At 56.7% G+C, this 13,993-nt stretch carries 13 protein-coding genes; 2 read left to right on the forward strand and 11 right to left on the reverse strand.

Annotation, left to right across the window (positions count from 1 at the left end):
* Positions 1 to 65: 65 nt before the first annotated feature.
* The 3 genes from RGAI101_RS12885 to RGAI101_RS12895 are packed head-to-tail and all read right to left on the reverse strand — an operon-like array spanning position 66 to position 2,070.
* Complete coding sequence (locus tag RGAI101_RS12885) at positions 66 to 1,001, reverse strand: pirin family protein (RefSeq protein WP_008226970.1); 936 nt, start codon at positions 999 to 1,001, stop codon at positions 66 to 68.
* The gene (locus RGAI101_RS12890) at positions 998 to 1,603 is read right to left on the reverse strand and encodes an NADPH-dependent FMN reductase (protein WP_008226335.1); all 606 of its coding nucleotides are present in this window, start codon (positions 1,601 to 1,603) and stop codon (positions 998 to 1,000) included. Before RGAI101_RS12890 ends, RGAI101_RS12885 begins: the two co-directional genes overlap by 4 nt.
* Before the next feature lie 35 nt (positions 1,604 to 1,638).
* Positions 1,639 to 2,070, reverse strand: coding sequence for a DoxX family protein (locus tag RGAI101_RS12895; RefSeq protein ID WP_008225560.1), 432 nt, complete (start codon positions 2,068 to 2,070; stop codon positions 1,639 to 1,641).
* Between the two features lie 112 nt (positions 2,071 to 2,182).
* Here RGAI101_RS12895 and RGAI101_RS12900 point away from each other — a divergent pair, with 112 nt between their 5' ends.
* Positions 2,183 to 3,088 carry a LysR family transcriptional regulator gene (locus RGAI101_RS12900; protein WP_008226426.1) on the forward strand — a complete coding sequence of 302 codons (906 nt, stop codon included), beginning with the start codon at positions 2,183 to 2,185 and terminating at the stop codon, positions 3,086 to 3,088.
* 527 nt (positions 3,089 to 3,615) lie between these two features.
* On the opposite strand, the gene gyrB is transcribed toward RGAI101_RS12900, so the two are convergent.
* The 8 genes from gyrB to mutM all read right to left on the reverse strand — a co-directional run bounded on the left by gyrB (position 3,616) and on the right by mutM (position 13,151).
* Positions 3,616 to 6,030, reverse strand: a complete 2,415-nt coding sequence (gyrB, locus tag RGAI101_RS12905) for a DNA topoisomerase (ATP-hydrolyzing) subunit B (RefSeq protein ID WP_008225781.1) — start codon at positions 6,028 to 6,030, stop codon at positions 3,616 to 3,618.
* Positions 6,031 to 6,108: 78 nt separating this feature from the next.
* A complete protein-coding gene (locus tag RGAI101_RS12910) occupies positions 6,109 to 6,729 on the reverse strand; it encodes a LysE family translocator (protein ID WP_008226767.1) in 621 nt (206 codons plus the stop codon).
* A complete protein-coding gene (recF, locus tag RGAI101_RS12915) occupies positions 6,726 to 7,823 on the reverse strand; it encodes a DNA replication/repair protein RecF (RefSeq protein ID WP_008226816.1) in 1,098 nt (365 codons plus the stop codon). Before recF ends, RGAI101_RS12910 begins: the two co-directional genes overlap by 4 nt.
* A gap of 58 nt (positions 7,824 to 7,881) precedes the next feature.
* The gene (gene dnaN / locus RGAI101_RS12920; protein ID WP_008226609.1) at positions 7,882 to 9,000 is read right to left on the reverse strand and encodes a DNA polymerase III subunit beta; all 1,119 of its coding nucleotides are present in this window, start codon (positions 8,998 to 9,000) and stop codon (positions 7,882 to 7,884) included.
* 136 nt (positions 9,001 to 9,136) lie between these two features.
* Positions 9,137 to 10,501: a chromosomal replication initiator protein DnaA gene (dnaA, locus tag RGAI101_RS12925; protein ID WP_008228665.1), complete on the reverse strand. Its 1,365-nt coding sequence runs from the start codon at positions 10,499 to 10,501 to the stop codon at positions 9,137 to 9,139.
* A 523-nt stretch (positions 10,502 to 11,024) separates the two neighbouring features.
* Positions 11,025 to 11,288, reverse strand: a complete 264-nt coding sequence (rpsT, locus tag RGAI101_RS12930; protein WP_008228456.1) for a 30S ribosomal protein S20 — start codon at positions 11,286 to 11,288, stop codon at positions 11,025 to 11,027.
* Between the two features lie 169 nt (positions 11,289 to 11,457).
* On the reverse strand, positions 11,458 to 12,234 hold the full coding sequence (locus tag RGAI101_RS12935) for an enoyl-CoA hydratase (RefSeq protein WP_008226901.1): 777 nt from the start codon (positions 12,232 to 12,234) through the stop codon (positions 11,458 to 11,460).
* Between the two features lie 65 nt (positions 12,235 to 12,299).
* Positions 12,300 to 13,151: a bifunctional DNA-formamidopyrimidine glycosylase/DNA-(apurinic or apyrimidinic site) lyase gene (mutM, locus tag RGAI101_RS12940; protein ID WP_008225533.1), complete on the reverse strand. Its 852-nt coding sequence runs from the start codon at positions 13,149 to 13,151 to the stop codon at positions 12,300 to 12,302.
* Between the two features lie 89 nt (positions 13,152 to 13,240).
* Here mutM and ubiE point away from each other — a divergent pair, with 89 nt between their 5' ends.
* Entirely contained in the window at positions 13,241 to 13,993 is a 753-nt protein-coding gene (gene ubiE / locus RGAI101_RS12945) for a bifunctional demethylmenaquinone methyltransferase/2-methoxy-6-polyprenyl-1,4-benzoquinol methylase UbiE (protein WP_037228206.1), read from the forward strand.

Genomic DNA, 13,993 nt, shown 5'->3' on the forward strand with positions numbered 1-13,993 from the left:
GATACTCTTTCATAGGTTTATTGGTTATATCTCGAACCTGCTTCGGTCGCAGGCGCGGGGTTCGATTAGTCGGGCAAGGGGATGAATTCGTCCTTGTCGGTGGGCGGCAGCTGGAAACGACCATGTTCCCAGTCACCAGCGGCCCAAGCTTCCTTGGCAGCCTCGATCTTCTCTTTTGAAGAGGCTACGAAATTCCACCAGATATGTCTCGGGCCATTCAGTGTCTCGCCGCCAAGCAACATCAGTCTGGCACCAGCCGGGCCAGCTTTGACGGTGATTGCGTCGCCGGGACGGAAAACCATCATCTGACCGGACTGAAAGACGTCGCCTGCGACTTCGATTGACCCGCCGGTCACGTAGATGCCACGATCTTCATGGTTGTCGGGCAAGGGCAGCATTGCACCAGCTTTCAGGATAGCATCGGCATAGAACATCTCTGTAAATGTCCGCGTCGGCGCGCGTTCACCCCAAGCATTGCCAACAATGAGCCGCACCTGTTTGCCTTCACTTTCTATGAACGGCAGCGCTTCTTCCTTGTGGTGCTCAAAATCAGCGTTCATGTCTTCGGCTTCCTCGGGCAAGGCCACCCATGTCTGAATGCCAAACAGGCTGCTTGGCCCTTTGCGGGTCTGCGCGCTTGTGCGTTCCGAATGGGTGACGCCGTTCCCGGCGATCATCCAGTTGACCTCCCCGGGGTAAATCATCTGGTTGGTACCAAGGGAATCTTGGTGCTGGAACTCTCCCTTGTAGAGATACGTGACCGTCGCCAAGCCGATATGGGGATGCGGGCGGACGTCGATGCCTTGTTCCGTGATGAATTCGGCCGGACCCATTTGGTCAAAGAACACAAATGGACCAACCATTTGGCGTTTGGCTGACGGGAGGGCGCGGCGCACTTCGAAATCGCCAATATCGCGCGCCCGTGGCACGATCAGTGTTTCGATCGCATCGACGTCATCTATCCCGGGGCAGTTTGGTTCAAGTGTCGGGTTCCAGCTCATGCCGCATTCCTTTCATCCTTTTGCACGAGCCCAGACATGGCCCGCGCTGTCAAAATCAATTGGTCAATTGTGTCCTTCAGCATCTGAGACTGCTGATCGTTATCAAGTGCACCAGCGTCATCAAACGCGCTAAACCCATTCGATACAGCGACCTGATTTGGCACCACCGTCACACCGATGTTTCCCAACATCATTCGTAGCGGAACAAGACCCCGCAAGCCGCCCAAAGCGCCAGGTGCGACAGACCCAAGGGCTGCCACCTTGCCACGATAAGCCCACAGAGGCGGCTCATTCTCTGTATGCGGGCGCGAAATCCAATCCAGCGCATTCGTAAGCAAAGGCGAGATTGAACTGTTGTACTCGGGCGAGGCGATGAACAGCCCGTCATGGTCAACGAAGAGTTGTTTCAGCCGCTTTGCGTTTTCTGGCAGACCAGTCTCTGCTTCGATATCACCATTGTAAATTGGCATCTCAAAATCCTTGAGATCAATCAGGGTGGCCTCGACGCCCGACTGCCGGGCAATGTCCGCAGCCAAAGCTGCAAGCTTCTTGTTTGTGGACGCGGTCCGCGCACTGCCTGCGAACATGAGAAGTTTGGGCATGGATCTGACTTTCTGGTTGCGGCAAAGGGTTTATATCAGGCCTTCAAGTTTTGCGGAATATAACCGTCGGTCACCGGCAGTTTGCGCAAAGCGAAAGGACCATTTCCCTGAAGGGCGACCGCGACGGCAAGAAGCACCAGCAACAACGGGAATTCCCAACCGCCACCTTCGGCGCTGAACACCCAGTTGTTACCGGCATGCACCCAAAGCGCCCCCAGCAGCACCGGGATTGAGAGAAGAGCGGCCAGGCGCGTGTAGAGGCCCAAAAGGATGGCGGTGCCGCCGGCAATTTCCGCAAGGATCGTCAGATATGCGGCGGTTGCCGGCAGCCCGAGGCTGGCGAAATATCCCACAGTGCCCGGTATGGTGAAAACCAGTACTTTCAGCAGGTCGTGGGCCAGCAGGGTGCCGCCAAGGGAGATGCGGGTGATAAATGCGCCGTAATTTGGGTTTGTTGGCTGTGTCATGTTCGTTCTCCAGCTGTGTGTTTCTTGGTCTGAAGCATAGATTGCATGTAAAGCTGGGATTGATAATATTGATATCTGGAAGATAACTCATTCCATTAGGTTGATAGTGTAGATGGATCAAATCTCTCGTGTTGGCGTCTTTATTGCCGTTGTTAAGGCCCAGAGCTTTGCAGGTGCCGCCCGCTCCTTGGGGATCACCAGCTCGGCAGTGTCCAAGCAAGTCCAGAACCTTGAGCAGGATTTGCAGGTGAAACTGCTCAATCGCACCACACGGAATGTGTCAGTCACCGAAGAGGGCGCGGTATATTACGAAGGTGCAGCGCGGGCGTTGGAGGATTTGCAGGAGGCGCAGGAGCAGATCTACGAACTAAAGTCGCGCCCCAGAGGGCCGTTGAAGATCAGCTTTCCGCTGAGCCTTGGAAACAAATATTTTGGTCAGGCCATCGCATCATTTGCGGCACAATATCCGGAGGTCGATCTGGACGTGAGTCTGGATGAGCGCTTTGTCGATATCGTCAATGAGGGGTTCGATCTCGCAGTGCGCATCGGGTCGCTCAAAGATACGTCACTGGTCGCGCGGCGCATGGCATCTTGCCCCTTCGTGATATGTGCAAGCGCCGGTTATCTTGAAACACATGGCACCCCGCAGACCCCCGGCGATCTTGCAGATCATAATGTGCTGGCGTTTACGGGAAACAGCGGGCTGCACGAGTGGCGTTATCAGGATGCAACAGGCCAGATCGGGCAAGTCAGCCTGCGGGGAAACTTCAAGGCTGACTCAGGTGAAATCCTGTGCAGCGCCGCGTTGCAAGGCGTTGGCATTGCCATTCTTCCAGTCTTCTACGTCGCAAAGCATCTCAAGACTCGGAAATTGCAAGCCGTGCTGCCCGATTACGTGACATCGCCCAAGCGTGACATCTACGCGGTGTTCCAGCCAAACCGTTTCCAATCCACCCGACTGCGGTTGTTCGTGGATCATCTGGTTTCAACCTCCAAACAACTGCCGTGGGAAAGCTGAATCAGCAACACTCAAAAAGTCGGGCTGTATGCGTGGGTGAAACGCCACATCCATTTTGCCAAGATCGTCGTGGCTATGCCCGAGATCGACGAACAGCGATGGAGTGGAACACCTAACAAAATCTGGAAGCGCGGCCATCGGCACCTTTACAGCGAAGGCTATCTTCCCGCCCTTTTGGCATGTGGACGGCTAAGAAGTGAGAGACGCAGATCTTGCTCAGAAACCGCCCTTGGCGAGTGCTTCTGCAAGAATATGGTCTTAAATCCATGGGCCTATTTGCGGCCTAGGTTTTTGAAAACCACCTGTGCGTTTTCATGGGCAATGGCCATAGACCGACCTAAGGATAATCTGAGGGGTCTCTCGGGCTAGAAAGCGAAGAGGCAAACCCGGTGCAAACGCCAAAGACGGGTATCTTTGGGTAAATCACGTAAGTTATTGAATAAATTTGGTTTTATAGCCAAGAAAACCATCGGCGACGCGCAATTTGATACGCGCCGCGCAATTTTATGTGCTTCCCTACAAAACCCTCAGAAGTCTAGGTTTTCGACGTTCAACGCGTTCTGCTGGATGAATTCGCGACGGGGTTCGACGACGTCGCCCATGAGCTTTGTGAACAGGTCATCTGCCTCTGCCATGTCCTCAACCCGGACCTGAAGCAACGTGCGCGCGTCAGGGTCCAGGGTGGTTTCCCACAACTGGTCCGGGTTCATTTCGCCCAAGCCTTTGTAGCGTTGCAGGGACAGGCCCTTTTCGCCCTCGGCTAGGATGGCATCAAGAAGGTCCATCGGGCCGTAAATCATCTGCGAACGGTCCTTGCGCACCAGTTTGGCAGGCATGCGGTAGACATCTTGCAGGTGTTGGGTAAAGCCGCCAGACCGCTTTGCCTCGCCAGAGCGCAGCATGCGGCCATCAAGGGTGCGCACCTCTTCGACGCCGCGCAGGATGCGGGCCAGACGAACGCCATGATCTTGGGTAATGCGGCCCTGCCAGCCACGTTCCCACTCTAGCGCAATCAGGTTCAGACGCTCGGCTACCTTATCGGCGACGCCTTGAAGGTCTGCATCCACCACGCCGGGCACAAAAGCGCCCGCAATCGCGGCCTGTTCCAGAATGTGTCGTGGATAATGGGTCGGAAATGCTTCGAGCACCCGGCGCATCTGCCGGGCCAGATCGACGACACGGGCCAGATCCTGACCTGTGATCTCTTCTCCGTTGCCCTGCCGCAGGACGGCACCGTCGATGCCCTGCTGGATCAGATAATCCTCCATCGCGGCCTGGTCTTTCAAATAGACCTCGGATTTACCGCGTGACACTTTGTATAGCGGTGGCTGGGCGATATAAAGGTGACCGTTTTCAATAAGTTGCGGCATCTGACGGTAGAAGAAAGTCAACAGCAGCGTTCGGATGTGCGCCCCGTCCACGTCGGCGTCGGTCATGATGACGATCTTGTGGTAGCGCAGTTTGTCGATGTTGAATTCGTCGCGCCCGATGCCGGTGCCCAAGGCCATGACGAGGTTCCCGATTTCCTGAGACCCCAACATCCGGTCAAAGCGTGCGCGTTCGACGTTCAGGATTTTACCCTTCAACGGCAAAATGGCCTGTGTCTGGCGATCACGTCCGGTTTGCGCTGATCCACCGGCGGAATCACCCTCCACCAAGAAAACTTCGGTCTTGGACGGGTCTTTTTCCGAACAATCCTTCAGCTTGCCAGCAAGGAAGTTCACGTCCATCGCCGTCTTGCGCCGTGTCAGGTCACGCGCCTTGCGCGCCGCTTCGCGGGCGTGGGCGGCTTCGATGATCTTGCCGACCACGATCCGCGCTTCGGTGGGGTTCTCTTCGAACCATTCCGCCAGCTTTTCGCTGACCAAACCTTCGACGGCGGGGCGCACTTCGGAACTGACCAGCTTGTCCTTGGTCTGAGAACTGAATTTCGGATCCGGCACTTTGACGGACAGCACGCAGGTCAGGCCTTCTCGGGCGTCATCCCCGGTGAAGGTGACCTTTTCTTTTTTCGCGATCCCCGAAGATTGCGCATAGTTGTTGATCGTGCGGGTCAGCGCACCGCGGAACCCCGCCATGTGCGTGCCGCCATCGCGCTGCGGGATGTTGTTTGTGAAGGGCAGGACGTTTTCGTGATAGCTGTCGTTCCACCACATCGCGACCTCGACGCCGATATCGTCTTTTTCGCCGGTGATGAAGATCGGTTCGGGCATGACCGAGGTTTTTGATCGGTCAAGGTATTTCACGAATTCCTTGACGCCCCCTTCATAGAACAGTTCCGACCGCAAAGGTTCGGCGGGGCGTTCATCGGTCAGGATGATCCGCACGCCAGAGTTCAGGAACGCCAGTTCGCGCAGGCGCTTTTCAAGCGTTTCAAAGCTGTATTCAAGGTTCGAGAACGTGCTGGTCGAGGCCATGAACCGGACTTCGGTCCCGGTGCGGTCCGTCGGGCCAACGACGGTCAGGTGTTCTGTGGTAAAGCCGCCTTCGAAACGGGCAACGTGTTCCTTGCCCTCACGCCAGATGCGCAGTTCAAGCCAGTCGGACAAGGCGTTCACAACCGATACGCCCACGCCGTGCAGGCCGCCCGAGACCTTGTAGGAATTGCTGTCGAATTTGCCGCCTGCGTGCAACTGGGTCATGATGACTTCGGCGGCGGAAACGCCTTCGCCCTGGTGGATACCTACGGGAATGCCGCGGCCGTTATCGCTGACCGAGACCGAATTATCTTCGTGGATTGTGACGTTTACGGCGTCCGCGTGACCTGCCAGCGCCTCGTCGATGCCGTTATCGACGACCTCGTATACCATGTGGTGCAGACCAGACCCGTCATCGGTGTCACCGATATACATGCCGGGGCGTTTGCGTACAGCTTCTAAGCCTTTGAGAACCTTGATAGAATCTGCGCCGTATTCCTCTGGGATCTGCTTGTCGTCGGACATTCTGGGAAACCTTCTTTTGTTGCCCGATTTATAGTGTTTTTTGCCGGTACTGTCACGCGTCTGACACAAGATTTTGTGTCAGATAAAGGGGATCAACAGCCCAACGAGAATCAGCAGGCACCCGGCGACGATATTGATCCGTTTCAGGGTGTCCGTATTGGTCATCAGCCCCCGGATTTTCCCTACGAAAGCGGCAATGGCAAGGTTGCCCAAAAGCGGTATCGTGACGGAGACGGCAATGATTGCAGCGACGTCAACCCAGGTGATAGCGCGCAGATCAAAGAAGCCCGGCAAGACGCCGATATAGAACAACACGGCCTTTGGATTGCCTAAAATCGCCAGCAAACCGGCTGCAAATCCGGACCATGCACCGGGCCGCGTCAGGCGGCTGTCGCTGCTGATCTTTGCACCTGAGTGACGGATCAGCAGGGCACCCATCAACAAAAAGACACCGCAAGCCAGCCAGCGCATGCCCAGCATGAAGACATCAAAGACCGACAGGATCCAACTGATCCCCAAAACCGCCACCAGCGGCCAAAGCATGTCACCGATGGACACACCCAAGGCCAGCGGCCAGGCGGCGCTGAAGCCGCCCGAAAGCGCGCGCGCCATGATCGCCAGCCACACCGGACCGGGCGTCAGGAAAAGGATCAGCAACGCGCCACAGTAAAGCAGCAGATCGGGTAGGGTGATTGTCATGGTTGCATCCGTGTTCCTGAAATACCGTCGGTTTCGGTGACTTCCAGCATCTGTGCCCGCGGGCCAAGACTGTCGAAAAGCTCTGCTCCGGTACCGGTCATCCAGGCCTGCGCGCCAAGGGCGGTGATTTCATCATAAAGCGCAGCACGTCGGCTTGCATCCAGATGGGCCGCCACCTCGTCCAGCAAAAGCAACGGGGGTGCCCCGAAATCTGCGGCCAATGCACGGGCATTGGCAAGGATCAGTGACACAAGCAGGGCTTTCTGCTCGCCTGTTGAGCAATCGCGCGCGGGGACGTCTTTGGCGGCATAGACGCCCTCCAGATCAGCCCTATGGGGACCAATCAACGTGCGCCCAGCCGCCAGATCACGCATGCGGTTGTCAGCAAGGGCAGCACGCAGGTCCTGCGCTGTCGTGGGCATGTCGCAGATCAAGGAAAGCGTTGCGGTCGGAAATGCGGTTTCGGCCTGGGATTGCGCTTCGGTAATGGCTTGCAGGGCGCTTTGCCGGTTTGCATGGATCGCGGCACCGGCCTCGGCGAGCTGTTGTTCAAGCGCGAGGTACCAGGAAGGTTCGCGCACCATGTCCTTGAGCAGGCGATTGCGTTCGCGCATGGCCTTTTCATAGGCCAGGGACTGCTCGGCATGATCCGGCAAGAAGCTGAGCGTCATCCGGTCAAGAAAGCGCCTGCGTCCTTCTGCGCCTTCGATCCACAGCCGGTCCATCGAGGGGATGAGCCAGAGCACCCGCGCAATTCTGCCAAGCGCGGTCTGCGGTGTCGCCTTGCCGTCGATGCGCACCTGTCGTGCAGCCCCGGCTTCGGACCAGATTTCAATTTCATGTGCGCTGCCCAGAGAATGCAGCAGTGCCGTGACCTTCCAACCAAGAGCTTCCGGCCGTCTGGTCATGTCCAGCGCGCTCGAACGGCGCAGGCCACGTCCTGGCGACAGCAGCGACACCGCTTCGAGGATATTGGTTTTGCCCGCCCCGTTCGGCCCATGGATCGCCACCGGCCGCGTGTCACTGTCAACGATCGCCCGCTTGTGCGACCGAAAATGCGACAGTGTCAGATGAGAGATGAAAAGCTGGGTCACGCGGGATACCCGAATTCTTCAAAGAACTCGGTCCGGAATTTTAGAAAATTCCGGCTACTCACACACGCATCGGCATCACGACGTACACGGCGGACATGTCATTGCCCTCGCGCATCAACGTCGGATCGCCCGATGAGTTGAACAGGAATACGGCGTTCTCGCGGTCTACCTGGCTGGCAATTTCAAGCAGGTATTTCGCGTTGAACCCGATCTCGAGCCGCTCGTCCGCGTAGGCAACCACCAGTTCTTCTTCGGCGGCACCGCTGTCGGGCGCGTTGACGGAAAGGATCAACCGGTCTTCATCCAGCTGCAGTTTCACCGCACGCGACCGTTCCGAGCTGACGGTCGCCACGCGGTCCACGGCACGGGCGAAATCGCTGGCATCGACTTCCATCTTGCGCGTGTTGCCCTGCGGGATCACGCGGGTGTAGTCGGGGAAGGTGCCATCAATCACTTTTGACGTCAGCGTGATATCAGGGGTGGCAAAGCGTATTTTTGTCTCGGACACTGACACGGCGATCTGCATGTCGTCGTCATCCAGAAGCTTGCGCAATTCGCCTACGGTCTTACGCGGCACGATCACACCGGGCATGTCGTCGGCCCCTTCGGGCATCGGCGCATCAATACGCGCCAGACGGTGGCCATCGGTTGCAACGCAGCGCAACACCTTGTTGCCTTCGCTTTCCGAGATATGCATGTAAACGCCGTTCAGGTAATACCGGGTTTCTTCAGTCGAAATGGCGAATTTCGATTTGTCGAACAAGCGGCGCAGCACTGGGGCCGGCGCGCTGAAATTCGACTGGTATTCAGAGGACGCCATCACGGGGAAATCTTCGCGCGGCAACGTCGCCAGCGAAAAGTTCGAGCGCCCCGCCTCGACCGTCAGACGGCCTGCGGCACTGTCCGAGGTCAGCGTGATCAACGCGCCATCAGGCAGTTTGCGGACGATTTCATGCAATGTGGTCGCGGAAACGGTCGTGGCACCGGCGCGTTCGATCTGTGCGGGGGCCTTGTCGACCACCTCGATGTCCAGATCGGTGGCGCGGAAGGACGCGTCGCTGCCTTCTGCTTCGATCAATACGTTGGCGAGGATCGGAATGGTGTTGCGGCGCTCTACCACTGACTGGGCCTGTGACACGGCCTTAAGCAGTGCTGCGCGTTCGATGCTGAATTTCATATGCAATCTCCATTCCGGCAGTCCGGGAGGGCAAACTACCCTGTTCCGGTGTATTCACAAGAGTTTTATTGACTTTTCAGCGCGAAACAAAGGCCCGTCAAGGCCTTAGCTTCAGTTCTGTTTTGGGGTGTCGTTCTTATGCTTCAAGCGCGCGGCGCAGCAATTCCAGATCTTCGGCAATCTGCGCGTCGTTTTGCTTGAGTTCTTCGATGCGTTTCACACCGTGCATGACCGTTGTGTGGTCGCGACCACCAAAGCGACGGCCGATCTCGGGCAAGGACCGGCTGGTCATTTTCTTGCATAGATACATGGCGACCTGGCGGGGCCGCGCATAGCTGCGCAGGCGCTTGGGGCCGACCATGTCGCTCAGGCGGATGTTATAGTGTTCGGAAACCTTGCGCTGAATTTCCTCGACGCTGATCTTGCGTTCAGAGGCGCGCAGCACGTCGGCCAGACAATCCTGCGTCAGGTCCATGTTGATTTCACGGCCCACCAAAGATGCAAAGGCGAACAGACGGGTCAAAGCCCCTTCAAGGACGCGCACGTTCGTGGTGATCCGGTGGGCGAGGAATTCCAATACGCCTGCCTCTACTTCGAGACCGGGATAGTTTTTCTGCTGGGTCTCGACTTTGCTTTGCAAAATACCAAGGCGCAGTTCGTAATCGGTTGGGTGCAAATCCACGACCAGGCCGCATTGCAGGCGGGATTTCACGCGATCTTCAAGATCCTTGATCTCGCCGGGGGCGCGATCGGCGGAAATGATGATCTGCTTGTTCTGGTCTACAAGCGCGTTGAACGTGTGAAAGAATTCTTCCTGGGTGCTGTCCTTGCCTGCGATGAATTGGACGTCATCAACCATCAACACGTCAACCGAGCGGAAGATTTCCTTGAAATCCATCATCTTGCGGTCGCGCAGTGCCTGAACAAAACGATACATGAACTGCTCTGCCGACAGGTAAAGCACGTTCAGTTCGGGTTTTCTGATCTGCAATTCCTGCGCAATGGCATGCATCAGGTGCGTCTTGCCAAGGCCGACCCCACCATAAAGGAACAGCGGGTTGAAGGTGACAGGACCGCCTTCGGCCACGCGACGGGCGGCGGCATGGGCCAGTTCGTTCGGCTTGCCGACAACAAAGTTGTCAAAGCTGAAGCGCGCATCAAGCGGGGCGGTGTTCAGCGGGGCATTCGCTGGCGGCGACGCTGGCGCTGGCGCTGCGGCTTGGGCACGGGGCTGCGGTGCGTCAGGGCGCGCAGTTTTTTCGGAACGGTTAACGGCGAATTTCAGGCGGGTGATCTTGTCATCTTCGCTTTGCATCTCGTGCAGGATCAGATCCGCAAAGTTCTGGCTGACGTAATTGCCGAAAAAATTCGTTGGAACAAACAGGGTGCTGATGCCGTCTTCGACCGGACCAACTGCCAGAGGATCAATCCATGTGGTGAAATTGTTTTTGCCCACCGTCTTCAAAAGACGCTCTCTGATTTTGGTCCATGTTGCCTGCATTATTGTCCCCGTCGCCCCAAAATTCCCACAAGCCGGCTTGTGCCAGCTTGCGCCTGATTATCTATCCAAAAGGCAACAGGCCGCTGTCCCGGTCCCATCGGGAAACCGGCCTCACGTCCTTTGGACATTTATTGAAAGATGCCCCCGACATCGTGCAGGCTTTTGGCCCAAGCATCGCTGTCGAACACACCGTTCGTCGTATATCAAGACAGAGCAAGGCTGCAGATTGCAGCGTTTGCAGACATTGTGAAAGCCCCTAGCAAGGCCTGTCACTCATCCCCGTGTGAACCGTTGTATCCTAGCAAATACTCTGGTCCGTTTCGGGTCCGTCCCCCCAAGCGAAATGAATCGCGATGACTACTGTTAGCAATGTAGAAGGGGCCGTATCAACACATCTTCAAACTTGACTCAGAGATTGGTGCAAAAGAATCTCTGGATGCCCAAGATGTGAATTGCGCATAGAAAAAGGCACCGCAAAGCGATGCCTTCATTTTTCAGTACTTTAAGCGTGTCGCGGGTCGAATTAACCCAGCGCTTTAACGCGCGACGCCAAGCGGGACATTTTGCGCGATGCTGTGTTCTTGTGGAAAACGCCTTTTGTGACGCCGCGCATCAGCTCTGGCTGGGCTGCGCGAAGGGCTGCAACTGATGCATCTTTGTCACCGGATTCGATTGCTTCTTCAACTTTGCGAAGGAACGTCCGAATCCGCGAACGGCGTGCTTTGTTGATCTGGAAACGGGCTTCGTTCTGACGGGCGCGTTTTTTTGCCTGTGGTGTATTTGCCATGAGGATCGTCCTTCATCTTGGGTCTGTTCAAATTGCGAATACGCGACACAAACCCAAAGACCGGATCAATATCCGATAAGGTGATTCTAGCCAAAGCGGGCTGCACGCGCATGTATTGAGGCTGCCTATAGTCCAACCCACTGCGCTTTGCAAACCCGCAAAGGTGTTTTTACTTGTCGCGGAATTGCGCTTCGCGTTTTTCAAGGAAAGCAGACATGCCTTCCTTCTGGTCTTCGGTCGCGAAAAGAGAATGGAACACGCGGCGCTCGAACAACAGGCCCTCGCGCAGCGGCACTTCAAACGCGCGATTGACGGCCTCCTTGACCACCATCGTGGTAATCATGGATTTCTCGGCGATCTTGCTTGCGGCGGCCATTGCTTCTTCCATCAGTTTCTTGACGGGCACGACGCGTGATACCAGACCTGCGCGCTCTGCCTCGGTGGCGTCCATGAAGCGGCCTGTTAGGTTCATGTCCATGGCTTTGGACTTGCCGATCGCACGGGTCAGACGCTGGGTGCCGCCGATCCCTGCAACAACGCCCAGGTTGATTTCGGGCTGGCCGAATTTCGCGGTTTCAGAGCAGATGATAAAGTCACACATCATCGCCAGTTCGCACCCGCCGCCCAGGGCATAGCCTGATACCGCTGCGATGATCGGCTTGCGAACGCGCATGATCTGATCGGTTTCAGGTGTGAACAAATCGCCCGCGAAAACGTCGACAAAGCTTTTGTCGCGCATCATTGCAATGTCGGCACCGGCAGCAAATGCCTTTTCCGATCCGGTAATGACAATGCAACGGACTTTCTCGTTTTCCTGCGCGGCTTTCATCGCGTCCGCCAGTTCCGTCATCAACTGATCATTCAGCGCGTTCATCGCGTCTGGCCGGTTCAGCGTAACAAGAGCTACGTGATTATCGATATCGACCGTGATCGTTTCATAAGCCATCAAGAATGCTCTCGTTTTGTTACGCTTTGAAGGATGTGAATATCACGGGTGCGTGCTGTTTCAAGTTATCTTTGGCATTGCGCACAGTAGAAAGACGATCTGCCTGACTGGACGATTCGTGCTATTTGCCCTGTGCATTCCTCTGCGCGGCAGGGGTCGCCTTCGCGGCCATAGACGTCAAAGCTGTGTTGAAAATAGCCCAGTTCGCCGTCAGCCTGCTTGAAGTCGCGCAAGGTGGAACCGCCAGCGGTGATCGCTTCTTCCAAGACCTGCCGGATGATCGGCACCAGCCCCGCGACGCGGGTTGCGGCGATCTTTCCCGCCTTGCGCGCCGGGTGGATGCCCGCACGGTAAAGTGTTTCGCAGACATAGATATTTCCCAGACCGGCGACGATGCGCTGGTCCAGTAAAGCTGATTTGATCGGCGTGTTCCGGCCCTTGAGGACGGCGACCAGATGCGCTTCGTTGAAATCATTGCCCAAAGGCTCCGGCCCGATCGAGGCGAGCAATTTATGTGCATCGGCGTTTTGTGTGTCCAGCAGATCCATTGCGCCGAAACGGCGGGGGTCATTGAACGTCACCCGCGCCCCGTTCGCCATGTGCAAAACCACATGATCGTGCTTTTCGGGTGACGGATGGTCATGCACGAATTGCCCCAGGGGATCGCCTGAAATCAGCATCCGCCCAGACATGCCCAGGTGAATCAGCAGTGATTCCCCCGAAGACAGGTCGGCGAGGATATATTTTGACCGCCTGCGTAAACGCTCGACTTTCTGGCCCGTCAACCGCGCGGCCATGTCGGGCGGAAACGGCCAGCGCAGATCGGGGCGGTTGACGTCGGCGCGCGCGATCACTTGCCCCTCCATCACGGGGGACAGGCCGCGGCGTACGGTTTCGACCTCTGGAAGTTCAGGCATGTTCTTTTTCCCTGTGACAAAAGGGGCGCATTGTACCCGGCCCCCCGCGTCCTATAACAAGGGTGCAGATCAAAGGACCACAAGACCCCATGACAAACGATAGCGACAAAACCACCCACTTCGGATTTGAAACCGTGGCCGAAGGCGACAAAGCCGGGCGTGTGCAGGGTGTCTTTAACTCTGTTGCCAGCAAATACGACGTGATGAACGATGTGATGAGCGTCGGCATCCACCGCATCTGGAAAGAAGCGATGATGGATTGGCTGGCCCCGCGTCCCGGTCAAAAGCTGCTGGATGTGGCGGGGGGCACGGGCGATGTGTCGTTCAAATTCCTTGAACGTGCAGGATCAGGCCACGCCACGGTGCTGGATCTGACAGAACCCATGCTGGTCGAGGGCCGCAAACGCGCCGAAGCGGCGGCCATGGTAGACAGCCTTGATTGGGTCGTGGGCGACGCGATGGCGTTGCCGTTCGAGGATAACACCTTTGACGTCTACACAATCAGCTTTGGCATTCGCAACGTCACTCGCCCCCAGGAGGCGTTGAACGAGGCATACCGCGTGCTGCGCCCGGGCGGGCGTCTGATGGTGCTGGAATTCAGCCAATTGCCCAACCCGATGATGCAAAAAGCCTACGATCTCTATAGCTTCAACGTCATCCCCCGCATGGGAAAGCTGATCGCAAATGATCGGGACAGCTATCAGTACCTTGTTGAATCCATTCGTAACTTTCCTGATCAGGAAACATTTTTGGGGATGGTCAAAACCGCCGGGTTCGAGCAGGCGAAATATCGCAATCTGACGATGGGTGTCGCGGCGCTGCATTCCGGGTGGAAAATCTAG

Source organism: Roseobacter sp. GAI101 (assembly GCF_000156335.1).
In the GTDB taxonomy this organism is placed as follows: domain Bacteria; phylum Pseudomonadota; class Alphaproteobacteria; order Rhodobacterales; family Rhodobacteraceae; genus Sulfitobacter.